Source organism: Lysinibacillus sp. FSL K6-1151 (genome assembly GCF_038630755.1).
Classification (GTDB): domain Bacteria; phylum Bacillota; class Bacilli; order Bacillales_A; family Planococcaceae; genus Lysinibacillus; species Lysinibacillus fusiformis_D.
Map to the genome: position 1 here is coordinate 2,174,656 of NZ_CP152040.1, position 24,523 is coordinate 2,199,178.

Sequence of the window (24,523 nt, forward strand, 5' to 3'; positions counted from 1 at the left end):
CATGAACTATTCTATAATAGAAGTAATAGAAAGGGATGGAAGGTGGTCAAATGGACATTTGGCGATTTATGTTGTCGTGTTTGACCGTCTTAGTACTAAGTGGTTGTGCAATATCAATCGATGAACCGAATCCGCAAGCAGAACCTGACGGTGAGCAAGCAGGGACGGAGCAAGATATGACGCAGGATGAGCAACAAACAGAGGATGAGGAAAAACCCTCTAAGAATATGTTGACACAAATATTTGAACATTTTTTTGAGCCATCAGCAGAGGATTTATCGCAAATTGATGAAGAACAAGCAAAGCAACTACATTACTTGGCACTTGGAGATTCGTTAACAGATGGTGTCGGTGATGAGTATAGTCAAGACGGTTATGTTGGAAGATTAGCAGATTCATTGCTCGCATGGCCCTCGATTTCAGATGTAGATGTAGATAATCGAGGCAAACGAGGTAGACGCAGTGATCAACTACTAAAATTAGTGAAAAAAGGGCATTATGATGAAGAGTTGCAAGAAGCACAGCTTATTTCCTTAACAATGGGTGGCAATGATGTCATGAAGGTCGTCAAGCAGGATTTATTTAACTTGAAGCGGGACGCTTTTGATAAGGAGCTGCGAGCATATAAAGAACGTTACAGCAAAATCGTAGAAGGCATTCGTGCAAAAAATCCGACAGTGCCCATACTACTCATTGGTTTTTATAATCCATTTTCAATTGTAACCAATGAGGCGAATGAATTTGATACAATTATCACAGAATGGAATAATGTGATTGAAGAAGTAGCAAGCAAGGATTCCAATGCTTGCTATGTATCAGTAGAAGATTTATTTGATTCAAATGAAGAGCTCGTCTATCATACAGATTTTTTCCACCCGAACGCAAAGGGATATGAAAAAATGACAGAGCGTATATTAGCAGCAATGGAGCAGTGTGGTATGGAAAAAAAGATTAACAAGGCAATAGGCTTCGAGGAGTGACAAAATGAATAAATGGAAAGTCGCGTTTTTCGCCTTAGCAGGCACAGTGCTTTTTGCAATCCTCCTCGTCGTTTTTTTAGCAACTAGACCAGTGGATGGCGTCAACGTTGCGAAGAGTTCAGCAGGTGAAAGTGAAAGCAAAGGGAATGTACTCGTTGTGCAAACAACAACAAAGGAATTAGAATCGATATCGAAAAAGTATTTAAAGGATGCAGCGAAGGGCTCACCTTTACCGCTTGATTTTACAATTGGTAATGATATTCAATTACGAAGCACCCTAACGGCATTTTATACGGAAGTTCCGATTTCCATGAATTTTGAACCGATTGTAGATGACAAAGGCAATATTATTTTAAAGCAGACGAGAATGAATGTTGGACTACTGAAAATTCCACCAGAAACGACTATGAAAATTATGCGCGATTCGGTGGAATTTCCTTCATGGATTACGGTGCATCCGAATGAAGCGGAAATTTATATCGATTTATCCCGCATCAACATCGCTTCAGGATCACGTGTCCGTGCCAAAGAATTAGACTTACCAAATGATAAAATTCTATTGGAAATTATTGTTCCTGGTGAATAAGGAGTGAAAACAATGGCAAAGCAATACGCAACCTTTGCAGGGGGCTGTTTTTGGTGCATGGTCAAGCCCTTTGACGAAACACCTGGCATTGTCTCAGTGCTATCAGGCTATACAGGTGGACATGTTGTCAATCCTACCTATGAACAGGTATGCTCTGAAACGACAGGTCATGTAGAAGCTGTACAAATCGTTTTTGATGATGAATTATATAGCTACGAGCAATTACTAGCGATTTTTTGGACATTGATTGATCCTACTGATGCAGGGGGTCAATTTTTTGACCGTGGAGAGTCTTACACAACGGCCATTTTCTATCATGATGAGGAACAACGTGAGTTAGCAGAACGCTCGAAGGCAGATTTAGCAGCGTCTGGGAAATTTGATAAACCAATCATGGTAAAAATCCTGCCAGCCAGCACCTTTTATACGGCGGAGGATTATCACCAGCATTATTATAAGAAAAATCCAATGCACTATGAGCGCTATTCGATTGGATCCGGTCGCAGAGCGTTCCAGGAGCATCACTGGGGGAATAAACATGAGTAAAGAACAACGTTTAAAAGAATTAACAGATATGCAATATTACGTCACACAGGAAAATGGCACTGAGCCCCCATTCCGCAATGAATACGATGATCATTTTGCAGAAGGCATCTATGTAGATATTGTCTCAGGGAAACCATTATTCAGCTCACTCGATAAATACAACTCAGGCTGTGGGTGGCCAGCTTTCACCAAGCCGATTGAAAAAGAGCAAGTAACCGAGCTTTTCGATACATCCCACGGCATGCGTCGTGTGGAGGTGCGCAGTAAAGAAGCGGATTCCCATCTAGGACATGTCTTCCCAGACGGTCCAAGTGAGCAAGGAGGCTTGCGCTACTGCATTAACTCAGCAGCGCTCCGATTCGTCCCCAAAGAAGATTTAGAAAAAGAAGGCTATGGCGAGTATCAATCGTTATTTAAATAATCCAATCCTAGCAAGGTAGCTCTTGCTAGGATTTTTTTGTTTTGTAACCTTAAGGTGATGAATTTACTGATGAGAAGGAACTTGCAAAGTGGAAGGGAGACTTTGCAGATTGAAGGATAGAACTCATAGATCGATGGATAGAAGCAATAAAGTGGAGGAAAGCCCAGCAAAATGAGAGGAGAGTCAGCAGAGTGGAGGAGAAAACGCTTAGATTGGTGGATAGAACCAGCAAAGTAGAGGATAGAACTCATAGATCGATGGATAGAGGCAATAAAGTGGAGGATAGCTCAGCAAAATGAGAGGAGAGTCAGCAGAGTGAAGGATAAAACTCACAGAGTGATGGATAGAACCAGCAGATTGAAGGATAAAACGCTCAGATCGGTGGATAGAACCAGCAAAGTAGAGGATAGAACTCTCAAATCGATGGATAGAACCAATAAAGTGAAGGATAGCCCAGCAAAATGAAGAGAGACTCAGTAGATTGAAGGATAAAACGCTCAGATTGATGGATAGAACCAGCAAAGTAGAGGATAAAACTCATAGATCGATGGATAGAAGCAAAACGAAGGATAGCCCACCATTTCAACAGAGAATCCTTTATTTGAATGATCGAATCTTCAAATTGAAAGGATAGCCCCTCAAAATGCAGGAGGAACCAGCAAAATGCTGGATCCTCCTTCGAGTGGCTTATACTTTAAATTCGCTCACTAGGTTACGTAAGCTATCTGCTTGTTGGGCGAGCTCGGTGGCTGCTGCGTTGATTTCCTGCATGGATGCGGAGCCCTGTGTTGCGGCTGCCGCTGAGGTTACCGTGTTGGCTGCTGATTGCTCGGCATAGGCATTGACATGCACGAAGTCACTTGCTACGGCATTGCTAGAGTCAAGTGTAGTCGCAATTTTATCTACCATAGCTGCGATAATCGTCGTTGTTTCCTCTGTATGCGTTAAAATATTGGCTAAGGATTGGTTCGTTTCATTTGTTACTTCCACGCCTCGGATAACAGTTGTCACTCCTTCATGATTTTGGGCAATGATTGACGTAACTTCCTGCTGGATGGACGTCACAATCGTTGTTACTTCCTTCGCTGCGCTTTGTGATTGCTCTGCAAGCTTGCGAACTTCATCTGCTACAACTGCGAAGCCTCGTCCATGTTCGCCAGCGCGTGCCGCTTCAATGGCCGCGTTTAATGCGAGAAGATTTGTTTGCTCAGAAATGGCTGTGATGGTGCCGATAATCGATGTGATGTCGGCAGATTTACGACCTAATGCTTCGACCGTGGACGTTGTGGAAGCCATCGTTTCTTCAATGGATTGCATAACAAGCGAGGATTGTTCCACAGAGCGGCTGCCTTCATCGGCTGCTTGCTGCATAGCGACAGAGGCACGATGGACGGCACTTGCTTGTTCATTTAATTGATGCACGGCATGCTCTAAGTCGCTCATCTTTTGCTGGGCACTATTCATACTTGAAATCGTATTGTCACTATCACTGGCAATATCAGCTGTGGCATCCGCAATATCCTGAATCGTTCGTGCATTTTCATCAGCTAACGACATCAGCTCCTGGCTACTGCTTGATACATGATCCGCTAATTCACTGACACGGCGAATTAAATTAGAAATTGACTCGATTAATGTATTCGTCGAGGCCGCAATGATTGAAAATTCATCACGATTACGTACTTTTACACGTCTTGTCAAATCGCCTCCTGCCTGTGCAATATCAAGGATGGAGTCATTAATAGCCTGTGTATTTCGTTTAAGTGATTTAAAGAGCATATAACCAAAAATGATGATTGCTAAAAAGCCAACAATTGACACGATAAAGAACGTAGTAATGGAAAGATTGACCTGTTGATTAAGCTTGTCTAATTTGGTTTTATTCGACTCGTCCATGACCACATTAATAGATTCAATATTGTTATCGATATGCGTTTTCATCGTTTCCCCAGTAGCACCCATCATGAGCTTACGGGCTTGTTCAAGTCCGAGTTCGTCGCGCATCGTCATGACTTTGTCTGAATAATCTAGGTAATTTTTATAATATTGCTCGATGGCCTGCATATGACTTAGCTCTACTTGTCGTTCTTGAAATTGTTCTTTTAAGGCAGACAGCTTTTTGTTAATAGTATCAATTTTCATATGATAAGAAGTAGAATAAATACCATTACCTGTAATTAAATAGGATTGTTCTAAATTTGTTAGTCGAGCAATTTCATACGCAAGCTGATTGACAGTTAACTGCTCTTGGACGTTTTTCTTCGTAAAGTCTTCCATTTGCTGCTGCAAATTTTGTATATTGACATAAGACAATATACCCATGATACCGTTAATCACAATAAGCAGTGCAAACATAATAAGCATTTTGCCCCGAATTAAATGGTAAAAACGTTGTCGTTTTACTTTAATAGGAGGGGGATTGTTCCCGGGTTCTTCTTTTGTAGCAGCTTGCCTTTTCCTCAAAAAGCTAAGCATAAAGAGAGACGGGCGTTTTTTCGCTGTATTACGAGTTTTTTGAGTTTTTTTCATCGCCATCACCTTCCTATTTTTTTCAATAATCGATTTCAATTTTATCTTATTTTACTAGATATTTCTATTATTATTTCTAAAAATTTAAATTTTTCAGATAAAATACACCGTGACTAAAGTCAGTATTGTCCGAGAAAATAGTTCTAAAAGCATGAATAGGTAAAATATCTTAGTGGTGGGAATTATGACGAAAGCTATTTTTTTTGATACACTAGCGAAAAGCCAATGTTTTAAAAAGGGGAAATTGTTTCATGAAAAAAAGTTTTTATTTGTATGTATTAACATTCCGAGGAGGTGATTGGTCAGACCCTAAAGTCCGCTTTGCAGAGGAAATGTTTCAGGAGCATAATTTTCCAAAACAGAGCACAGACTTTCATGAGCTGTCCGACTATATTGAATCCTACGCTACGGAAAACTTAACAATCGAAACATTCGATACTTTATGGGCGCTTTATGAGGAATAAGCTTGCTTGTATGAAAAGATCGATGATGCTTCGGCGAATTGGCGTCCAGATTTTTCGGGCAAAAGAGTAGAAGTTAACCTAAGCGCTTTATGTTCTGAACTGCGTTGCTGAATCAAGATAAATATTTTTAGTTGCTAGACGTCTAGCATTGCGTAAATGACAGAAACACAGTATTATTTATAGTGATAACTGACAGAAAAGAGGGATTGTAGTATGAGTATTCATATTAATGCAAAAAAAGGTGAAATCGCTGACACAATTTTACTTCCAGGAGATCCATTGCGTGCAAAATACATTGCAGAAACATTTTTAGAAGATGTAATTTGCTACAATGAAGTACGTAATATGTTTGGTTATACAGGTACGTATAAAGGTAAACGTATTTCTGTACAAGGAACAGGTATGGGTGTGCCATCTATTTCTATCTATGCAACAGAATTAATGCAAGAATATGATGTGCAAAAATTAATTCGTGTAGGTACTTGTGGTGCAATTCAAAAGGATGTTAAAGTGCGTGACGTCATTTTAGCGCAAGGCGCAACATCAGACACACGTATGAACCAAATCATTTGGGGTGGTGCTATCGACTTCGCACCAATCGCTGACTTTGACTTATTATTAAAAGCTTACAACGCAGGTAAAGAGGCTGGTCTTAACTTACAAGTAGGGAATATCTTCACAGCAGATTTATTCTACTCAGACGAGCACCAAAACGAAAAACTAGCACAATATGGTGTGCTAGCTGTAGAAATGGAATCAGCAGCCCTTTACACATTAGCTGCCAAATTCGGCCGTAAAGCACTTGCAGTTCTAACAGTAAGTGATCATATTATCACAGGCGAAGTAACAACTTCTGAAGAACGTCAAACAACGTTCAATGACATGATCGTGGTAGCGTTAGACGCAGCGATTCAAGACTAAGCTTACCAAGGGTTTATTGAATTGGACTAAATTTCAAAGGACTAACCTTTAAAGACTTATATGAATGGCCTATTAGGTGACTGAGTAAATCAGAGCCTAATGGGCTTTTTAAATCGAAGTGATTTGAGGAAGCATTACATAAGGACTTGTCTGTAACGACTGCTATTTTAATTTTTGGATAGGTTGAAAGTCACTTCTGATTACACTTTCATTTTTATCGCTTTACTAATTAGTAAAATTCCTAAAATACATAAACTCCCAGATAAAGCATGAAGGATTATATTCCATCCTTCACTGACATTCTGGAAATATTTGATAGATAAAGCTACACCATATAAGCATAATAATATACCCCAAATTCCTCTAAATAATTTCATATAATTCCTTCATCCTTCTTTAATTTTTAATAATGGCTATTACTTTAATTACTCTTATTTTGATTCGTACTAAAAATACTGATAAACGATACTACGCACAGCAGGAACAGTAAAAATAATCTTAACCAATCCATGGAATGCCAAAATTCTCCACCACTAACAATAGAAGGACTTGTACCATACTCATCAACATAAATACCTAAATTCCAAAATAATTTAAGCGAAATAAGTAATGAGAAAAAACTTAGTAAAAATACAGCGATTGATAAAATCGGTTTCTTCATTTTAAATCCCCTTTTGAATAAAATTATTAACTAAATACCACCTAATTTTACCATAAATAACCGTTGTATCAATAAGCTGGTGTGCTTCTTCTTTTTCAAGTGCCACAGAACAGCATTGAGCGAATCGAGATACATTAAGATGGATAATTAGTTACGTAATTTGCTCTCTGCTGTTACATTAAAACCTTGCATTAATGGCTTTATTGGATTGACACAGCAAGCGGTTTATGGACTGATATGTGAGAGAGCCTGTGCGAGCATAACAAAAGGACTTGCCATTAGCAAGTCCTGTTTAAATAATAGAAAACTCATTATTGTAGACCAAATTCTTCTTTCATGCCTAATGTACCGTTATAAAAAATTAATTGAGCAGAACCGCCACTAACTCCTTCATACCAATAGGTCTCTGTTGTAGCATTGGGTGTAGTCATATCTCCTCCAAATTCACCTATACCTAAAATGGATTCTACTTCCTCGAGAGACATTCCCTTCACAGTTGCCTTAACTGCGTTCACGATAAGATTTTGTGCTATTTCCACCCAAAATTGATTTGCTTCATCCAGTGCAGACTCTAAATAAAACTCGGATTCAAGTTCAGCAACAGCAACTTCTTCTTTATTAACAGCCTCTATTTTTTTTAAAAACCTATCAAAGAACCCCATTAATTGCACACCCTCTAATTTTATTGATAAATGATTTTAGTCATTCTGCTTATTTGCTAAATAAACATTTTGTCTATTATAGATGGTAACATAGAGGAACATAAAATAGTATATAAATGGTAAAAACGAATGAGACTTACTACTATTCCAAAACTAGATGAGCATTCAACGTTTTAGCATTCGCTCATTACATCATGATATAGGCAACCAACTCTAGACGACCATTTGATTAAGATGGTCGTCTAGAGTTGGTTGCTTTTTCTTTAATTTGACTTGCTACTTCTTGTTCGCCAAGGGTGTCAAAAGCTAGTTGCAGATGGTGCCCGTTTTTATACCAGTAGGACCGTTAAATCCAGGGATTGTAGCAATGACCATATTGGTCGCTATATCGATAACAGACACTGTATTGTCCACTTGGTTCGTGACATAGGCAAATGTTCCATCAGGCAAAATCGTCACTTGGTCAGGAGATGATCCTACAGGAATTGTAGCAATCACCGTATTAGTAGCTATATTGATAACCGAAACCGTATTGCTACCTTTATTGACAACGTAAATAAGTGTTCCATCTGGTGTAATGGCTGTTCCTACAGGTCCTGTGCCCACAGGGATTGTAGCAACTACTGTATTGGTTACAGCATTAATGACGGATACGGTGTTGCTATTTTCATTTGTCACGTAAGCAAACTGTCCACTCAATGTGAAAACAATGGATCTTGGGCGAATGCCGACAGGGATTGTAGCGACCACCGTATTAGTAGCTGTATTGATAACAGATACTGAATTTGAATTTTCGTTTGCAATATAAGCAAACGCGCCATTTGGAGTAAAAGCAATGCCTTGAGGCTGGAGCCCTACTGGGATAGTTGCGGTTACAGTATTAGTGGCTGTATTGATAACAGATACCGTGTTAGATCCATGATTGGATACATAAGCAAGTGTTCCATTCGGTGAAATGGCGACACCTAAAGGATTAACCCCTACTGGAATGGTAGCGATTGGTGTGTTTGTGGCAGTACTAAAGACCGTAACATTATCCGAGAAGAGCGCTGGAACATAACCAAATGCTCCGTTTGGTGTAATCGCTACTTCGAGAGGAGCAGATCCTACGGGTATGTTTGCGACTATCGTATTTGTCGCCGTATCAATCACAGATACTCTATTATCAGGCAATACTAGCTGACCAGCGTCTGTCACATATACGAGATAGTTACAACTTGGTGGTATCGGTAAAAATGGTGGTTTACATTTACAACGACAACAAGGACAGCAACAACGACAATGACAATTTGGATTTGATTTTAGCTTGAATTTTTTTAAAGATTGATGTTTTTTCTCCACACGAACACCCTTCCTAACATATAGTGATACTATATGCGTACAGAATTGGGCTTATTGTACGTTCACCTAATTCAAATACTTCTGAAAAATGTGGTGGTTGTATAGGATGGTTTGATGAAAGTGATAAAGATAAACTTCCAAAATCAGCATTTTGCCTATTAGGTGAAGGAATTTCTTTCAGTATATTGGGCTTGTATTTCCTTCTAACAGTATGCCCATCAATGCTTTCACCTTATTATTAATAACGGGTTTTGTTGAAAAATTCCAAATATCGAGAATATACCATATATAAGCAAAGCTGATTGATTTTAAAAGCCTTTTGGATTTTTTATGGTAGATTATAGTTTAGTTGTTTTAAAATAATATTCAACACTATATATGACAGGGGAGGGTCTAGGAAAATGCTAACATATGAGCTTCTGGATTTAAGACTTCTAGCGGACGAGGGAACACTGAGTCCCGCTACGCTGACAGGGTTATTTCCAATGATTATCATTCCTACACAACCGATAGTTATTCGAACAGGGCAACGTACTTGTCGTATAGGGAAAGGGCAATTCGTCTTGCTTTTGTACCCGGAGAAGGACAGCCATATCGTCCCGAGCACTAGCGAAGGATTTATGCCTGTTTACAGCATCTCGTTTAATAGTTATCGATTGGCTAAACGTGAGAAAGAAGCGTTATTATATGTGATTGATACAGCCCATTTGCCTGCGCATGGGCAGGTCATGGAATTTCCTCGATATGCGGAAGGGCTGCTGAAAAATTTGATAGGGCAGTTTTCTCAAACGCAGAAACTAAATGCTGCCCCTAAGCTCCATTTGCTTCTGCACGAGTTCCTCGATACGATTTTTGAAAGAAAGAGTATTGATAACAGTTTTGTGACGAACGATCAAGCTATTCAGCAGGCTGTTACATATATCAAACAACATTTTGAAGCACCGCTAACACGTTCTTTTATGGCTAACATGACAGGCTTTAACGAAAGCTATTTCTCCTCGCTGTTTAAGAAGGAAACAGGGTGGAGCTTTGCTGAGTATGTGAATCAAATTCGGATTGACCAAGCGAAGCTTATGCTACTTGGAACAAATGACAAATTGCAGGATATTGCGTTGAAAACAGGATTTGCAGACGGCTCGTATTTGGGAAAAACGTTCACCAAGTATGTTCATCTTTCACCTAGTAGCTTTCGCAAGAGGAAGCAGAGCAACCGTATCGTTAGTATACAATTTCTTGGGGCATTACTCGCATTGGGAATTCAGCCCCTCGCTACAACACGAGAGCTGCTTCAATCATCCCAGCTATTGCACAGACGATTGCCGAACATAGTAGAGATAGAATCTTTTGACCAAATAGAAGTGATACATCAACTAGCCCCGGAGTTAATCGTGGCACCAACTTATTTTTATAACTATCCTGAAGTAATGAAAGCACTCGAACAAATTGCTCCTGTTCTGACAATTCCATGGGGACAGTTAGACAAGCTTGAAGAGGTGCGACTGCTTGGGACACTCCTTGGGCGAACACAAGAGGCTGAAGATTGGATTGCGCAGCTACAGCAGTCCGCCATAGAGGCAAGAAAAGTCATCACACCATTTCTTCAGTCAGGCTCAACAGCAGGTATCTTTGAATTAAGTCACGATAACTTATGGCTGATCCCTTATCTATCGGTGCGCTCCGCCTACACTTTATACCAGCTATTAGGACTACGAGCTCCTCAGGCCATTCAGCAGGAGGTACTTCAACCTGGTAAACATCTGAAAGTTAAAGAGCAGGATTTGCCCCTGTATGCGGCCAATCATATGTTTTTGATCGTACCAACTGATGATACAGAATCTTTCCGCACCAAACTGATGCAGCGTTCCGTGTGGCAGCAGTTAGTGTATGAACAAGGCTGCCAATTACACTTACTTAAGCTAAATGAATTTTGGTTTGATGATGGCCTGTCTTTGGAGATTCAACTTGATGTAATGGTAAAATTGTTCACTAATCAAAGTTAAATCCAACAATTTTCCCTATGCAACATCCAATTTATAGGCGTTGTCCTTGTATAAGACTGCCTCTATAATGAATATATCATCGCGAATGATAATCATTATCAAACAAGGAGGTACAATCTTGTACTTACATAAGGTGTTAAAATCAATAGTATTTCTTGCTTTACTCGCTATACTGACGGCTTGTGGCAATGCCAATGACAGCGCCGATTCCAATACTAATAAGGACATTTCCAAAACAGCTGAAACAACAGAAGCAGCTACAAAAATAATCAAAACACAACGTGGTGATATTGAAATACCACGTCAAGCAAAGCGGATTGTAACAGACGGCTATTTACCAGAATTACTTGTGTTAGGTATCAAGCCAATCGGCTCTACCCAATGGGATTTGGAGAACAAAGTAATTCAAGATCAGATTGATGGCATTGAAACAACTGGGGAAAGATCATTGGAGACAATCGTTCAGCTGAAACCGGATTTAATCATCACTTGGGTGGGTGATGAAAAGATTCTTCAGCAGTATGAGAAAATCGCACCTACGCTTGCGCTCCCTTATAGCTCTTCAGGTGATATTTATGAAATAATGCGTCTTTTGGGCGATGCTTTGGACAAAAAAGATGAAGCCGAGCAATGGATTAAGCATTTAGATAAGACCGCAGAGGAAGCACGAGCACAGCTTGCGAACATTATTAAACCCGACGATACTTTTGCACTTATGGGCGTTTTTGTAGTAGATAAAGGATTTTATATTTATGGTGACGGAGGCTATAGGGGTGGTGAAGCCATCTACAAACATCTTCAATTAAAGCCACCAGCGAAACAACAGAAGGAAATGATTGGGAAAGAGTCCTATCGACAAGTTTCGTACGAAGTCATTCCTGAATATGCTGGCGATTATATTTTCATCGATCAGGGAGATTTAATCTCAGAAGTATGGGGTGAGAGTGAGGGACTTTGGAAGTCACTAGACGCCGTGAAGAATGACCGAGTGTTCAAGCTGGACCCAGATTTATTCTGGGGCAATGATCCAATATCATTAGAGCTGCAAATCAAAGAAGTAGTAAAAATGTTAACTAATAAACAATGAGAATGACATACATCATTAAAGGCCGCTCGTGATGAGTGGTCTTTATTGTTGTTAGATAAAAAATAAATATACATTTATTTGTAAAAAAAATGAAGCTTTACGGTACAATGAAAAGAGGCTTACTAATAGCAACTCTTTTGGCAGTAAGTGCAATCTTTATTTATTGTAATAAATTATTTTATCCTCCTTTGCCAATCGACTCCCTCACATCAAAGGAAGCCATACAAAAATTAAATACATTTCCCTTTGATTTAGTGGCGCTCTTCGATGATAAGAATGTAACTTGGTACATCCCAGCAAAAATAAGAATGACAAACAATAGGTCCATCATACACCTTCTTTCTATTTTTACGATCATTGTAACAGGAATTTAGTAGTTAGATGGAGGTGCTTTTAATGGAGAGAGACGGTTGGTCAGGAGCTGAATTCATTAGATAAACAACGGTTTCGTATAGATAAAATAGATGACTATTAAAATGGTAGAACATGATAGTAATTGACACATTATTCAATGACTACTGATAGGAATAGAGAGGTAGCGTTTTATGAAACAAATTCAATCAAGCAATATCCAACCCGAAGTGAAAGTACTATTATCCTACGCCACTTCAGACAAGAAAGTAGCTAGAGAGTACCAATTATATATGGAAAGTCCAGAAAGAGAGTTATATGGCTATAGCATCGAGCAAGACATGGTGGGGTGTATCGGAATCGCAAAGAGGGATGGAAATCACTGTGAAATTAAACATCTTGCCGTATCACCAACGAATCGTGGAGAAGGGATTGGACGTGAGATGATTCGATATTTGAAAGAACACTATTCATTTTCTACGATTTATGCAGAAACGGACGAAGAAGCTGTTCATTTTTATAAAAATATTGGGTTTCGCATTACAAGCTTAGGTGAAAAATACCCAGGTGTGGAGCGTTTTTCCTGCCTTTACAACTGCACTACTAATAGTCTGTAACGGCTATTTTTATGTCAGAGCGTAGTCAATTGCAATGTTAGGTTTCAAAAGAAAGGAGCTACAGAATGAGAAAAAAATGGTGGTTTATTGTAAGTGGCTTGGCGATAATGATAGCGGGCTATTCGGTCGTTCAATATATCGTATTCCATGCACAACAGGCTGGGTTTGTTCAATTAAAGCTCATGCTTAGCGCTACATTGAATTCCTTTTGGTATAGTATGCTTTACATTCATATCATTTTTGGTGTGTTAGCCCTCGTAATCGGCCCTTTTACATTGTCCTCCACCTTAAGAGAGAAAAATGTGAAACGTCATAAACGATTAGGTAGCATCTACATGGTTAGTATTTTGTTCGGTGGTGTGGCAGGACTTTATTTAGCATTTCACGCAACTGGGGGATGGGTAGCACAGCTAGGCTTCGCTTTATTATCTATAGGCTGGCTCATCACGATGTTTCAAGCACTGGCTAACATTAAACAAAGAAACATCCAAGGACATCAAAAATGGATGCTAAGAAATTATGCTTTAACCTTTGCGGCAGTGACATTGCGAATCTACCTCCCCTTATTTACTGTATTATTTGGCTTTGAAAATTTCCAGTATAGTTATGCCGTCATCGCGTGGTTATGTTGGGTGCCAAATTTATTCGTGATGGAATGGTATATTCAGCGCAAGCTTCATGTCTTTATAGACAATCGACATGTAACAAAGACGACTTGATTTGCAATAGATTAAAGAGAATGTAAAGCATAATGAATTCAATAATCACTAGTAATAATTTCTGTGCTTGTAAAGATAGGATACCAGCAATTGACCCTTTAACCATTCCTCAGTATGCACAGCCTTCTCCTCATAATTATGCGAATATTCTCGACAAGGTAACAGTAGTAGAGTATTGTTTTAGTAAGAGAAGTTATTATTTAGTTACTTTGGATAAATAAGGGGAATGACTATGCATACAAAATTGCAAAATGTTATAGTGGACATACAACAGAATCTTGATTTTTCGGGAACAATTCTAGTGGAAAATCAAGAGAAGGCTGCCTTAGTCAATCAAAGCTTTGGCTATGCAAATCGCTCGGAGCAAATTGAAAATAACACAAAAACGCGTTTTGGTATTGCATCTGGCTGTAAACTTTTTACTGCAATTGCTATTTGTCAGCTTATCGAAAAAGGAAAGCTTTCTTTGGATAGTAAACTAAGTGACTGTTTAAACCATCATTTTAAGCATTTGGATGAGCAGATTACTATTGAACATCTGCTAACGCATACTTCAGGAATTGCAGATTATTTTGATGAGGAAGAAATGGAGAATTTTGAAGAATTATGGGTTGAAAATCCAATGTATCAACTTCGAACATTGCGTGATTTCTTACCTTTATTTCAGGATCGGCCGATGAAATATAGGGTAGGGGAGAGATTTCATTACAACAATGCCGGGTATATTTTATTAGGCTTAGTTATTGAGCATATTTCTGGTATGAACTTTTCTGACTACATTCAAAAAAATGTATTTGATCCAGCGAATATGAAGGAATCGGGCTATTTCTCGTTAGATTCTCTACCATCTAATACCGCAATAGGATACATAGATAACCCGGATGGTACATGGAAAACAAATATCTACTCCCTACCTGTAAAAGGAGGTTCGGATGGAGGAGCATTTGTAACGGCGAAGGATATGTCAAGGCTGTGGCACGCGCTGATGAACTTTGACCTTTTAAGTGAAGCTGTCACAACACAACTGCTAACACCTCATGTTGAGATGAATGAAAGTGATAGTTACGGGTATGGTGTATGGATTAAGAAAAACAGTGACCAATCTATTTTAAAATATCATGTGATGGGATATGATCCAGGTGTGTGCTTCCATTCAGCTTATTATCCTGACTGCTCAACCAAAGTAGTTGTTTGTTCAAATAAATCGAGTGGAGCTATGAACATCATGAAGGGCATAGAAGCAGCATTATTATCAGCTCAACCCTTATAAAATAAATAGAGCCTATGTGGAAACGGCTCTAATGTTTAATAGCATTGGTCGAATATCGCCCTTGTGTGTATGTGCCTTTTTTTCTCATTACCTATGAAGCTATTGACTGCTTGCGAGTGTATAACTAATACTCCAAACAATTAATATAAAGGTTATTATGACAATCCTCGATTCAGTCGTTGTCGTGTATTGTCCCTTACTGAATTTTTTGAGTAGCTTAATAAGGTAATAGCTAAACAAAAAAGCGTAGAGGGGCATTAAATAAAAATTACTAAAGAAAAAGAACATTTCCATAGCTGAACAACCTTTCTTATCTTTATTAAAAATTACAGGATTATTGTGCAAACTGATTAAAAAGGAGCTACTTTAATAAGTAGCCCCAAATTTGTTAATATTAGTATATTATTTTGTCTCTATTCCTGCAATCGCTACATTCTTATGGATCGCTATGTTTCTGTTTTTGGAATTTCTTTTGTTTGTAGGTAATATAAGATGTTTTCAATGAAGCGTAACTACCAATGGCTGCGTAGCCATAAAACCAGCCCATGAAAAGCCCAGCAAGAAGGTTGTGGCGATGGCTGATGAAAATGGAAATGAATAAGCCGACGATTAATGCAATGCTCGGAACCCAAAAAGGTTTGATATGACCCAATTTCTTAATTAGTTGCGTAACAATCATCACGACAGGGACTGCAATGACGGCATCCCAAAAATTTGTATGTATTAGCGGAAAATGCTCCATACCTCTCACCTCAAGTAGACTGACTTAGAACTTATTGTGGACATGAAGTAAGATTTTATGCAAAAGGAGATGAGGAGCGCTTGTAGGAATAGGCAAGCAAAAGAACATGATAATTAGCTTTGTCCTTTTAAGTGTCATCAAATGGAAATAGAGATTGAAATAGTTCGTCGAAAAAAATTTGTTTAACAAATCCATGATTAAAGAGGTATGCTATGTTTCCTATATTACAAACTGAACGATTAGTATTAAGAGAATTAGGGAGTCCTGATGCACAAGCTCTTCTTGATTGCTTTTCGAATCCTGAAGTTTTGCGCCATTATGGGCAACAACCCTTAACGAGCTTAGTACAAGTGCAACAAATCATTAAAAATTTTGCAAACAATTTTACCGAAAAACGTGGTATTAAATGGGGTATTGCATTAAAAGAACAAGAAGGGATTATTGGTACACTTGGCTTTCAAGAGTGGTCAATGGAGCATCGAAGAGCAGAAATCAGCTACGCACTATTTCCTGACTATTGGGGAAAGGGCTATGCTCAGGAAGCTGTGAAAAGAGCCATTTCCTATGGTTTTGAAGAGATGGATTTAGTACGTATTGGTGCTATTGTTTTTACAGAAAATGAAGCTTCTCAGCTACTATTGCAAAAAATAGGTTTCGAACAAGAAGGATTATTAAAAAAATATATGCATCAAAACAATATGCCACATGATACATATATGTATTCACTCATAAAATAAAAAATTTTTTAAGACCAGATTCCCTAAGTTAGGGCTTCCGGTCTTTTTTTATAGTTTCTGTGAATGTTTTGCGACCTGGATTGATTTTAGCTACTTCCACATGAATTTTACTGATAGAATCCTCTGTTAATGGAATTTTTCCATCCTTTTCTAACCTTTTCCATGCTTTGACGTTGTCCCGATAAAGAGACTCTGATAATCGATAGATATCAACATCTAATTTTAAGCCTTCATTGAAGGTTTCATGGATTTCCTTTTTCACCTGTGTGATTATATGTTTTTCCAGCTCTTTTTCCGTTGTTTTTCCTTTAAAGCCATTAATGGTCGCATTGATTTTTAATTCGACTTCAAATGAAACATCTTCCTTTTTGACATGTGGTTTCACATCGACATGAATTTTTTCAATACTCACGGTTAATTCTTCCTGACCATTTGTTTTTAATTGGAAGGTAATCTCACCGCGATTTGTATAGTTATGCATCCATTGATTGCCTCTTGCTGCATTGTCTTGCAAAAATCCTTTAAAGCCATCTTTTGATAGGACACCAACCCCTGAAAAATAAGTTTCTTCTGTTCGATCCTCATCTGTTTGCCAATCTTCTTTAATGGACACATATGGGATGGTCACTTCATGGCTTGGTTCATTTAAACCAATGACGATATCTCTTATATTTTTGGGTTCAACAAAGGTTTCTTGTTCAGTTGGGTTAATCGGGTTACTTAATTTTGATGAGGACAAAGAATTTCTTAGGATGGGTGTGACAAGCAGCACTTCATCTACCGGATTTTTTGTACAGTACACCCAAATCTGGTACCTTGTATCGCGAAAACGTATCAATGTATCAATGACTGGAATAAAATGTTCATTTTCCATGGCCCGCTCTGAAAAGAGAAGAAACCTCATATGACCCCAAAATATTTCCTGATCGGAGGAGCGATACAATTTGTAAATCGCTTCTTCTACTGTTTTGCCAGTGGCACGACCCACCTCCGCAGGAGCCACATCTGCACTGGGCTGAATCGATTTCGCAACATCGGCAAAATTAATCACCTGTAAATAGACAACATATTCATCGTTTTCATAGTCTACACCTACTGCATTAATATAGTACATTCTCTGTGGTTCAGTAATATCCCAGCATCCAGCGAGTAAGGTCGTCAATCCAATAATCATTAAAATTTTGAAATATGGTTTCATCGTTTCTCCACTCAAAAGCTCTACCATTGTATTTTATAATGTTAGCTTAGACAAAAGGTGGTTATTTTATAAAATGATTATTTGTTTGAGTGTGTCTATTCAGCACTTGCTTGTTTGCGTTATGATGAGAGAAGAGGTGAATAAGATGACGACTATTTCCTATTCTATAATAAATACCTTTACAACAGAGCTATATAAAGGGAATCCGGCAGCAATATGTCTTGTAGATGCAGATGTTTCTGAAGAGACGATGCAAAAAATTGCACAGGAGGTACCTGTCCCGACAACGGTCTTTATTGAAAACAAACAGCTTGATTTTTCGATAAGATGGTTTACCCCAGAGACAGAAATCCCGATTTGTGGTCATGGCACCCTTGCTAGTGCTTTTTTGCTTTGGCAGCAGGGGATCGTGCCTAAGCATCAGACCATCACATTTCAATCAACAAATGGCCCTTTGCAGGCAAGATGGCAACAGGAGCGAGTGGAAATTGCCATCAAAACGTATCCAATTGATGAAATAGTGTGTCCTCCAGCATTGGAAGACTGGTTAGGAAGTAAACCGATCTATGTAGGGAGTACCGAATTGGATTATATCGTGGAACTAAGCAATGAAGACCTTATTGCACATTTCGAGCCAGATTTTTCTGCGATGGAACAATTTCCTGTTAGGGGGATATGTGTGACCAGTAAGTCGAGGGAAGAGGGCATTGATATAGTATCCCGCTTTTTTTCTCCAGCACAAGGAATTGACGAAGATCATGTTAATGGGTCTAGTCATGGTGCACTTGGGCCATACTGGTGTGAAAAATTATTGAAAAACCAGCTAGTAAGCAAGCAGCTTTCCAAACGGGGCGGTATTTTATACGTAACACCCCAACGCGAAACAGTAGCGATAGCGGGTTCAGCCGTTCTCGTGTTGAATGGAAGATTAAGCATTTAAAAGCCGCTTAGATAAGAGAGATGAATGAAAGTTTACAAAAGGATTGTTATTTGCATCCTATTCATAAATACCAACGCCTTTTTGGTGTTTGTCAATTTTTATCAACTGACGATGGTTTGCACTATTTGCAGGAAAGAACTAAAAAAATTTTAAATTGGTTGTAACTTTTCGCAATGCTATACGACTACTCTATTAGTAGAATACAAAAAACTAAAGCAAAATAGTAACATTCACTTTTCACAAAATGACCAGGGCTCAATTTCTGAGTGCCTGGTTATTTTGTTGGATACAAAAAGGACATGCATTTTTTGCATGTCCCGTGTCATTTATTCGCTAAGCATCGCTTTTAATGTTCGCTTTTGCCAGCCTAGCTTGAAGTAGGCATATTGCATAATGAAATGGACGCAGAAGGTAATTGGATAGGCTAACCAAACACCGTTTAATGCGAGTGACGTATGGTGGGACAAGAAGTACGCTAATGGCACTTGCACGACCCAAATCGTTATGACTAAGAAGATGGTCGGCCATAGTACGACACCAGTGGCACGCATCGTAGCGGAAACGGTTTGCGTATGTCCAAATATTAAATAGCTCCAAAAGGCGATATATAAATAATTTTTGGCAATGAGCACAGTACCATGTGAATCGATAAAGAAAGCCAAAATTGGCTCTGCAAATAGATACATGATGAGAATGATTGCGCCACCTAAAAGATAGTTAATACGCACACCCATTTGACGAATTTTTTTAATCATTTCTGTAGAATTCGCTCCTAAAGCCTGTGCTACGAAAACGGATGTAGCAATAGCAATACTCATCGCAGGCACTTGTGCATAGCTAGCTACCTGATTGACAACGCCATAAGCAGCAGTGGCATCAGATCCATAGGCATTGACAAAACCAATAACGGCAATTTCTGCAACTGAGATGGCAACCATACTAATACTTGATGGAATCGCTAGTTTTAATAATGATGTTAAAATATCCTTCTTTAATTTAAAATGCTGTAAGATGGATTTATCAAAACGTAGTAAATGCTTTGTTTTATGCAAATAAGCTAATAATAAAATCATGGTCACTAAGTTTGATAACACAGAAGCATAGGCAGCACCATTTAAACCAAACGCGGGTAATCCGAACCAGCCGAATACCAGCGGTGGGAGGAAGGCAATATTTAACACCACACTAATCACTAAAAAGAGAAAGGGTGTTTTCGAATCACCGACGCCGCGCATAAAGGTTGTATACACTAAATACCAAAACATAATGGGTAATGTGAAAAATAAAATTTGTGCATAGCTAATACTCATGTCTAAAATATTTGCTGGTGTTTGCATAAAGCGTAAAATCCATTCAATGAAAAAGCCGCCAAAGAGCGCCACGATAATCGATAAAATCGTAGTAAAGGCAAGGGTTACCCCAACTACCTCTTTCATCTTTTCATGATGACCAGCCCCAAACGTTTGCCCAACTAAAATAGAGCTTCCCGAACCTATGCCAATCGCGAAGGCCATTAAAAAGAAGAAAAACGGGAAAAATGCGGAAATGGCAGCGAGTGCATCGACACCTAAATTGCGCCCGACGATAAACATCGCAAATACTTGGCCAACAGATTGCAGTACATTCGCTAGCATCACCGGGATTAAGAAATTAAAAAAGGCCTTTCGTAGTTTTTTATCATCCTGTAACATTTGTTCATTCATCGTTAAAATCCTCTTGAGTTTTAATAACCCATTTCTTTTAAGATTCGTGATAGTGAGCGAAGGCGTTCACCGATTAGCTCACCATCATTATTTAATGCTTGCTGAAAAAGCTGAATATCCTCTTTAATTTGTTCATTTTCTGTGCATACTTCCACAGTCATAGCATCACCTTGTAAGCCTACTCGATTAATAACAGGGTTTGCTTCATCATATAAGTGCTCGTAGCGGTATGCATCCTTAAAATAAAGTTGTGTCTCACATACTAGAATAGCGAGGTCAAGCACACGATGGAGGGGTAGTTCTTCCGACTGACGTGACCATTTGCCACCTGTATGTCGCCAAACCTTCGCAGAAATATCAACCTTTCCTCGATCATTCCATTGTGCCAACCCAAGTGAAAGTCCTTGTGTATCAGTTTGATAAGCTGTACGCCCATCGATATTGGCATAGTTTTCAGCAACGATTACAGGTTTATGTTTTAAATGTGTTGGAATTTTCATTGTTAAGCACTCCTTGTTATTTGAATTTAGTAATTTAGTAAATTACTACTTTAGTAAATTTAGCATTCACCTAAACAGAAGTCAATAGAAATGGCAGTGTAACTTTTTCTGCTAGGCTAAGTCTAATATGTAAGATGATGGAAAGGGTGATGTGATGAAGGGCTATCTGCGGATGTTTTTGTTTTGTATAGTATGTCTCGTAATAATACCTGTGAACACTGTCGCAACAACTTGGGTCTATCCTTTCGTAGTTTGGGATGGTTATATATATGAGGTAACGGAGGAGAAAGTGCACACAGTTGAGAATGAAATAGGAAAGGTAACGAAGTATTCAGATATGGAGCAACATGGAGGCAATTTTTCAAATGCATATCCAAAAGGAACCAAGTACTTTGCGATAAAGGGAACCGATACAAAGGTCGCCATCGCGGTACAAGTTGACAAAGGAGCATACCTTAAAGCGGTGAATGATGGAGAATATACGTATCAACGTAAAGCAAACATTGCCTTATATCTTTATAAAGCATTAGGAATCCTCGCCCTGTTCATCGTTATTTATCTATTGTTCACGAGTTTACGCAAGAAGCGTTAAGCAGCAAATTCGTACTTTATGTAGGGATGTTGCTTCTCTATACAAGAAAACGATTATTGCTACTTTGCTTGTTTTTTGCGGTATCGTATTTTTGAAGGAGTTTAACTTTAAACGGTTCAAAGAATAACAGAAGTATGATAAACGTGAAGGGTTAATTTTTTTCAAAATTCCTTCAAAAACCTGTAACCTTTGCAAAGCTGACACGACTACTGTAATAGTAGAATACAAAACTACAGCAAACTAGTAAGTTTCACTTTTCACAAAAAGACCAGGACTCTGTTTTTCGAGAGTTTCTGGTCTTTTTGTGTGCTGGAAATAACACCGTTTTATAGTTTATGTTCTTAAAAAAGGGATTTCTTAATCTCTTATTGACAATATATTTATAAAAACGAAACTTTTCCCAGTAAACATGCGTAAAACTAGTAAAAGAACAAGGAAGGGAGCTCTTAAAAATGCGTTGGAAACACTTTATTATGATGGTTATTGCCTGGATTGTGGAGATAGCGTTAACCTATTGGATTGCCACAATGTTCTCTGTTCGATTTATAGAAGTGATGTTTTTCACTGGTGTTGCCTTTACGTTAGGCACATTCTATTTTTCCAGCAGTGGTGGAGCCATGTCTAGGCTTTATGCATCTCAGGTCAGTGCACAAACAGGAATCATTCATGAGCGAGAACGATTCCAGGTAAAACTTGGTCCCATGTTTAAAGCCTCGTTCATATTTTTCCTCATTGGTTTGGTGTTCTTTATTTTACTTGTAACAGGCATCATTCCACCTCAAAGCATGTAATATCTTGTGTAGGTTTGATTTAACTGCTCTTATACCTTTAAAGCTTCAAATAAAAAGTCGGCTATTCCTTATCGGAGTAGCTGCTTTTTATTATGCACAATTTTTCTTAAAAACTTATTCTATTCCATTTTTACTATAGTTTTATGTGAGGTGTTAAAAGGGGAGTTCAAAATTACAAATTCCTGACTGAGGTAATACTTGGTTAGATTAGAATATGTAGTTCAACATTTAGTGTAATTATCAATTGAATGTAAAAAAATCCTTACATTCTACCTCAACAATTATAAAATATTATTTGGAACTTGATTTGCTTGAGTTAATAACAATTATGATGCTTTTGTTATGATATTATTTTTAATGAAGAGCATCATTTCTTTAGCCATATCAGTATCACGTATTTGTGATTCAGCAGCTTGAAAATTTTCAGATGTGTTGAAGTTAGTATTAAAAGCCGCTTCTAAGCGATTTACTAGTTTTGAATGTTCGTTCGATAAAATTTCTGTGGAATTATCGAGGGAATTTAGGGAGGTGGTTATTGCATTTAAACGAAATTAAACAACTTTATTATGCATTTTCAGTATCACCTAAGTGATACACCTGTAAGATAAATTTAATCCCAAATCCGTATTCTTGAAAATCTTGTCATTCTTAAGTAATCCAGCTTTGGACCGTATGTACTGATCACGATATACGACACTTAGAAAAATTCCCCTTAATCTTCTTCTATACCGAGAATGTGGCGTCTAAAATCTTTTTTTCTAATTTTCGTTTACAATTCTAGTTCTAACATTATTCAGAATTGCTACCCCAACAGCTAAAACTGTAGCAGCAGTACTTAATCTACCAATAATCTTTTCATCATTTTCCTTTAGGTCATTAAAAGAATCAATAAGCCCGTTCATATCAACATTTTTCCATAGTATGAATATCCATGAAGCAGAAATAACTAAATTACCAAATCACAAACCTTATCTCGTTCAGTCGGCTCCTTGCTTCTTCATATGCATTTAAATTACAAAAAAATAATTATATGGTAAAATAAGTTGATAAACGGAATATAAGACTTTTTCTTAATTTCAGAATACTAGTTTGGAGGGTTTATATGAAAGGCATAAAGATAAGTATAATTACTTTATTTATTATCGTATTTGTGTTGATTATCATGTTACTTAATGCTGGTCCCCCTAAGCCAATTGTATTGTCAGGAAATAATAAGATAACAATAGTACAAGGTTCTTATTGTTGGAAAAAAATAACTGGCACTGAATGTGTTGATAAAATTTCACCACCAGAAATTCTTGATAATAATAAAATTGTCCCTTTTTCAGTATCCCCTCAAAGTAAAATAAAAATCAATTTTAAGAAACAACCTGAAAAAGTAGAAGTTGAGAAATGGATGAATAACGATGAAAGCGAAAAAGTAATAGTGGAAGATAATAGTATTTCTGTACCGAACGAAAAAGGCAAGTATATATATATTATCTCTGGAAGATGGGACAAAGGGAGTTCTTCTTATATCTTTAGTATAAAAGTAAAATGATACCAAATTACCCTTTATATTGTATTTTATTATGTTTATAATTTATGTGTGTTAGTTCCATGAATGTAAAAATAAAGGGGAGTTGGTAAAATGAAGTGGAAATTTAAAGGCTTTTTAATTATGCTATTACTTTGTGTTGTATCTCTACCAATTACAGCTGATGCTTATCAATTACTAGGATTTAAAAAGAAGGATAATTTAGATTTGTATTACAATATTAGTCAAGAGCTAATTGATATGGGTTATAAGCAAGATATTCTAAGAGGATTTACTGCGTGGCATTCAACTAATAAAGTTAAGTTTACTAAAGAGGTCTCGGTTAGTGGAAATGTTAATGTTGATTATGTAAATAGTAATTATGGTGATGCATATGCTACTCATCGTAATGGTTCCTCTACTTTATCAAACATAACAATGTATAAATCATGGAAGGGATTAGATCAAACTCGTAGAAGGGAAACTGCAGTTCATGAAGTAGGGCATGCTTTAGGTCTTGATCACACTCAAACAAAGAATAATTCCATATCTGTTATGAGGACAAAGGGTTTTAATGATAAAGACTGGCCGTTACAAGACGACATTGATGGTATAAAAGCTTTGTATTAATTACATACGGCTATTACTC

Annotated in this window: 24 protein-coding genes and 1 pseudogene; 17 read left to right on the plus strand and 8 right to left on the minus strand. The window is 37.9% G+C overall.

The features are described from left to right. Positions 1–50: 50 nt before the first annotated feature. Genes MHI04_RS10505 through msrB form a run of 4 tightly spaced genes read left to right on the plus strand, consistent with a single transcriptional unit; the run spans position 51 to position 2,533 of the window. Positions 51–980 (plus strand): GDSL-type esterase/lipase family protein, encoded by a 930-nt coding sequence (locus MHI04_RS10505; protein WP_230593921.1) that lies wholly within the window; start codon positions 51–53, stop codon positions 978–980. Positions 981–984: 4 nt separating this feature from the next. Continuing rightward, on the plus strand, positions 985–1,566 hold the full coding sequence (locus MHI04_RS10510) for a YpmS family protein (RefSeq protein WP_036126152.1): 582 nt from the start codon (positions 985–987) through the stop codon (positions 1,564–1,566). Positions 1,567–1,578: 12 nt separating this feature from the next. Then, entirely contained in the window at positions 1,579–2,112 is a 534-nt protein-coding gene (gene msrA, locus MHI04_RS10515; protein ID WP_036126149.1) for a peptide-methionine (S)-S-oxide reductase MsrA, read from the plus strand. Further along, positions 2,105–2,533: a peptide-methionine (R)-S-oxide reductase MsrB gene (gene msrB / locus MHI04_RS10520; protein ID WP_036126147.1), complete on the plus strand. Its 429-nt coding sequence runs from the start codon at positions 2,105–2,107 to the stop codon at positions 2,531–2,533. Before msrA ends, msrB begins: the two co-directional genes overlap by 8 nt. Before the next feature lie 687 nt (positions 2,534–3,220). Here msrB and MHI04_RS10525 read toward each other — a convergent pair. Continuing rightward, positions 3,221–5,062: a methyl-accepting chemotaxis protein gene (locus MHI04_RS10525; protein ID WP_342535674.1), complete on the minus strand. Its 1,842-nt coding sequence runs from the start codon at positions 5,060–5,062 to the stop codon at positions 3,221–3,223. Positions 5,063–5,313: 251 nt separating this feature from the next. Here MHI04_RS10525 and MHI04_RS10530 point away from each other — a divergent pair, with 251 nt between their 5' ends. Both MHI04_RS10530 and deoD read left to right on the plus strand, forming a co-directional pair. Continuing rightward, a complete protein-coding gene (locus tag MHI04_RS10530) occupies positions 5,314–5,526 on the plus strand; it encodes a YozE family protein (protein ID WP_036126142.1) in 213 nt (70 codons plus the stop codon). A 213-nt stretch (positions 5,527–5,739) separates the two neighbouring features. Next, positions 5,740–6,447 (plus strand): purine-nucleoside phosphorylase, encoded by a 708-nt coding sequence (gene deoD, locus MHI04_RS10535; protein WP_036126140.1) that lies wholly within the window; start codon positions 5,740–5,742, stop codon positions 6,445–6,447. A 421-nt stretch (positions 6,448–6,868) separates the two neighbouring features. Here deoD and MHI04_RS10540 read toward each other — a convergent pair whose 3' ends face one another. The 3 genes and pseudogenes from MHI04_RS10540 to MHI04_RS10550 all read right to left on the minus strand — a co-directional run. Further along, positions 6,869–7,108 carry a hypothetical protein gene (locus tag MHI04_RS10540; RefSeq protein ID WP_036126137.1) on the minus strand — a complete coding sequence of 80 codons (240 nt, stop codon included), beginning with the start codon at positions 7,106–7,108 and terminating at the stop codon, positions 6,869–6,871. A gap of 311 nt (positions 7,109–7,419) precedes the next feature. After that, positions 7,420–7,770, minus strand: coding sequence for a hypothetical protein (locus tag MHI04_RS10545; RefSeq protein WP_342535675.1), 351 nt, complete (start codon positions 7,768–7,770; stop codon positions 7,420–7,422). Between the two features lie 306 nt (positions 7,771–8,076). Beyond that, positions 8,077–8,991, minus strand: a pseudogene (locus MHI04_RS10550) (beta-propeller fold lactonase family protein); the annotation flags it as partial. Between the two features lie 521 nt (positions 8,992–9,512). Between MHI04_RS10550 and MHI04_RS10555 the strand changes: the two are divergent. The 5 genes from MHI04_RS10555 (at position 9,513) to MHI04_RS10575 (ending at position 15,155) form a co-directional block, all read left to right on the plus strand. Continuing rightward, positions 9,513–11,111 (plus strand): AraC family transcriptional regulator, encoded by a 1,599-nt coding sequence (locus MHI04_RS10555; RefSeq protein WP_342535676.1) that lies wholly within the window; start codon positions 9,513–9,515, stop codon positions 11,109–11,111. Between the two features lie 118 nt (positions 11,112–11,229). Next, on the plus strand, positions 11,230–12,198 hold the full coding sequence (locus MHI04_RS10560; RefSeq protein ID WP_342535677.1) for an ABC transporter substrate-binding protein: 969 nt from the start codon (positions 11,230–11,232) through the stop codon (positions 12,196–12,198). Between the two features lie 545 nt (positions 12,199–12,743). Then, complete coding sequence (locus MHI04_RS10565; RefSeq protein WP_342535678.1) at positions 12,744–13,166, plus strand: GNAT family N-acetyltransferase; 423 nt, start codon at positions 12,744–12,746, stop codon at positions 13,164–13,166. A gap of 65 nt (positions 13,167–13,231) precedes the next feature. Next, positions 13,232–13,885, plus strand: a complete 654-nt coding sequence (locus MHI04_RS10570) for a DUF2306 domain-containing protein (protein WP_058844460.1) — start codon at positions 13,232–13,234, stop codon at positions 13,883–13,885. A 232-nt stretch (positions 13,886–14,117) separates the two neighbouring features. After that, the gene (locus tag MHI04_RS10575; RefSeq protein WP_342535679.1) at positions 14,118–15,155 is read left to right on the plus strand and encodes a serine hydrolase; all 1,038 of its coding nucleotides are present in this window, start codon (positions 14,118–14,120) and stop codon (positions 15,153–15,155) included. 436 nt (positions 15,156–15,591) lie between these two features. On the opposite strand, the gene MHI04_RS10580 is transcribed toward MHI04_RS10575, so the two are convergent. Then, the gene (locus MHI04_RS10580) at positions 15,592–15,897 is read right to left on the minus strand and encodes a hypothetical protein (RefSeq protein WP_342535680.1); all 306 of its coding nucleotides are present in this window, start codon (positions 15,895–15,897) and stop codon (positions 15,592–15,594) included. Between the two features lie 212 nt (positions 15,898–16,109). Between MHI04_RS10580 and MHI04_RS10585 the strand changes: the two genes are divergently transcribed. Continuing rightward, positions 16,110–16,634, plus strand: a complete 525-nt coding sequence (locus MHI04_RS10585; RefSeq protein WP_036126121.1) for a GNAT family N-acetyltransferase — start codon at positions 16,110–16,112, stop codon at positions 16,632–16,634. Positions 16,635–16,662: 28 nt separating this feature from the next. Here MHI04_RS10585 and MHI04_RS10590 read toward each other — a convergent pair whose 3' ends face one another. Next, complete coding sequence (locus MHI04_RS10590) at positions 16,663–17,832, minus strand: Ger(x)C family spore germination protein (protein WP_058844456.1); 1,170 nt, start codon at positions 17,830–17,832, stop codon at positions 16,663–16,665. A 145-nt stretch (positions 17,833–17,977) separates the two neighbouring features. On the opposite strand from MHI04_RS10590, the gene MHI04_RS10595 reads away from it, so the two are divergent. Next, positions 17,978–18,772, plus strand: a complete 795-nt coding sequence (locus tag MHI04_RS10595; RefSeq protein ID WP_036126117.1) for a PhzF family phenazine biosynthesis protein — start codon at positions 17,978–17,980, stop codon at positions 18,770–18,772. Between the two features lie 326 nt (positions 18,773–19,098). Here MHI04_RS10595 and MHI04_RS10600 read toward each other — a convergent pair whose 3' ends face one another. Beyond that, complete coding sequence (locus MHI04_RS10600) at positions 19,099–20,475, minus strand: MATE family efflux transporter (RefSeq protein WP_342535681.1); 1,377 nt, start codon at positions 20,473–20,475, stop codon at positions 19,099–19,101. A 20-nt stretch (positions 20,476–20,495) separates the two neighbouring features. Then, a complete protein-coding gene (locus MHI04_RS10605) occupies positions 20,496–20,975 on the minus strand; it encodes a DUF6530 family protein (RefSeq protein ID WP_036126112.1) in 480 nt (159 codons plus the stop codon). A gap of 289 nt (positions 20,976–21,264) precedes the next feature. On the opposite strand from MHI04_RS10605, the gene MHI04_RS10610 reads away from it, so the two are divergent. The 4 genes from MHI04_RS10610 to MHI04_RS10625 all read left to right on the plus strand — a co-directional run bounded on the left by MHI04_RS10610 (position 21,265) and on the right by MHI04_RS10625 (position 24,504). Then, positions 21,265–21,567 carry a hypothetical protein gene (locus MHI04_RS10610; protein WP_342535682.1) on the plus strand — a complete coding sequence of 101 codons (303 nt, stop codon included), beginning with the start codon at positions 21,265–21,267 and terminating at the stop codon, positions 21,565–21,567. Between the two features lie 452 nt (positions 21,568–22,019). Continuing rightward, complete coding sequence (locus tag MHI04_RS10615; protein WP_036126110.1) at positions 22,020–22,358, plus strand: hypothetical protein; 339 nt, start codon at positions 22,020–22,022, stop codon at positions 22,356–22,358. A gap of 1,102 nt (positions 22,359–23,460) precedes the next feature. Next, positions 23,461–23,898 (plus strand): hypothetical protein, encoded by a 438-nt coding sequence (locus MHI04_RS10620; protein ID WP_036126107.1) that lies wholly within the window; start codon positions 23,461–23,463, stop codon positions 23,896–23,898. A 90-nt stretch (positions 23,899–23,988) separates the two neighbouring features. After that, positions 23,989–24,504 carry a matrixin family metalloprotease gene (locus MHI04_RS10625; protein ID WP_271913334.1) on the plus strand — a complete coding sequence of 172 codons (516 nt, stop codon included), beginning with the start codon at positions 23,989–23,991 and terminating at the stop codon, positions 24,502–24,504. Positions 24,505–24,523 lie beyond the last annotated feature (19 nt).

Excerpts from the sequence above, each read along its gene's own strand:
- MHI04_RS10555 (WP_342535676.1), top strand. The coding sequence starts at position 9,513 with ATGCTAACATATGAGCTTCTGGATTTAAGACTTCTAGCGGACGAGGGA.
- MHI04_RS10505 (WP_230593921.1), top strand. The coding sequence starts at position 51 with ATGGACATTTGGCGATTTATGTTGTCGTGTTTGACCGTCTTAGTACTA.
- MHI04_RS10615 (WP_036126110.1), top strand. The coding sequence starts at position 22,020 with ATGCGTTGGAAACACTTTATTATGATGGTTATTGCCTGGATTGTGGAG.
- MHI04_RS10595 (WP_036126117.1), top strand. The coding sequence starts at position 17,978 with ATGACGACTATTTCCTATTCTATAATAAATACCTTTACAACAGAGCTA.
- MHI04_RS10590 (WP_058844456.1), bottom strand. The coding sequence starts at position 17,832 with ATGAAACCATATTTCAAAATTTTAATGATTATTGGATTGACGACCTTA.
- MHI04_RS10525 (WP_342535674.1), bottom strand. The coding sequence starts at position 5,062 with ATGAAAAAAACTCAAAAAACTCGTAATACAGCGAAAAAACGCCCGTCT.
- MHI04_RS10565 (WP_342535678.1), top strand. The coding sequence starts at position 12,744 with ATGAAACAAATTCAATCAAGCAATATCCAACCCGAAGTGAAAGTACTA.
- MHI04_RS10570 (WP_058844460.1), top strand. The coding sequence starts at position 13,232 with ATGAGAAAAAAATGGTGGTTTATTGTAAGTGGCTTGGCGATAATGATA.
- msrA (WP_036126149.1), top strand. The coding sequence starts at position 1,579 with ATGGCAAAGCAATACGCAACCTTTGCAGGGGGCTGTTTTTGGTGCATG.
- msrB (WP_036126147.1), top strand. The coding sequence starts at position 2,105 with ATGAGTAAAGAACAACGTTTAAAAGAATTAACAGATATGCAATATTAC.
- MHI04_RS10600 (WP_342535681.1), bottom strand. The coding sequence starts at position 20,475 with ATGAATGAACAAATGTTACAGGATGATAAAAAACTACGAAAGGCCTTT.
- MHI04_RS10540 (WP_036126137.1), bottom strand. The coding sequence starts at position 7,108 with ATGAAGAAACCGATTTTATCAATCGCTGTATTTTTACTAAGTTTTTTC.
- MHI04_RS10620 (WP_036126107.1), top strand. The coding sequence starts at position 23,461 with ATGAAAGGCATAAAGATAAGTATAATTACTTTATTTATTATCGTATTT.
- MHI04_RS10580 (WP_342535680.1), bottom strand. The coding sequence starts at position 15,897 with ATGGAGCATTTTCCGCTAATACATACAAATTTTTGGGATGCCGTCATT.
- MHI04_RS10625 (WP_271913334.1), top strand. The coding sequence starts at position 23,989 with ATGAAGTGGAAATTTAAAGGCTTTTTAATTATGCTATTACTTTGTGTT.
- deoD (WP_036126140.1), top strand. The coding sequence starts at position 5,740 with ATGAGTATTCATATTAATGCAAAAAAAGGTGAAATCGCTGACACAATT.
- MHI04_RS10605 (WP_036126112.1), bottom strand. The coding sequence starts at position 20,975 with ATGAAAATTCCAACACATTTAAAACATAAACCTGTAATCGTTGCTGAA.
- MHI04_RS10585 (WP_036126121.1), top strand. The coding sequence starts at position 16,110 with ATGTTTCCTATATTACAAACTGAACGATTAGTATTAAGAGAATTAGGG.
- MHI04_RS10545 (WP_342535675.1), bottom strand. The coding sequence starts at position 7,770 with ATGGGGTTCTTTGATAGGTTTTTAAAAAAAATAGAGGCTGTTAATAAA.
- MHI04_RS10575 (WP_342535679.1), top strand. The coding sequence starts at position 14,118 with ATGCATACAAAATTGCAAAATGTTATAGTGGACATACAACAGAATCTT.
- MHI04_RS10530 (WP_036126142.1), top strand. The coding sequence starts at position 5,314 with ATGAAAAAAAGTTTTTATTTGTATGTATTAACATTCCGAGGAGGTGAT.
- MHI04_RS10510 (WP_036126152.1), top strand. The coding sequence starts at position 985 with ATGAATAAATGGAAAGTCGCGTTTTTCGCCTTAGCAGGCACAGTGCTT.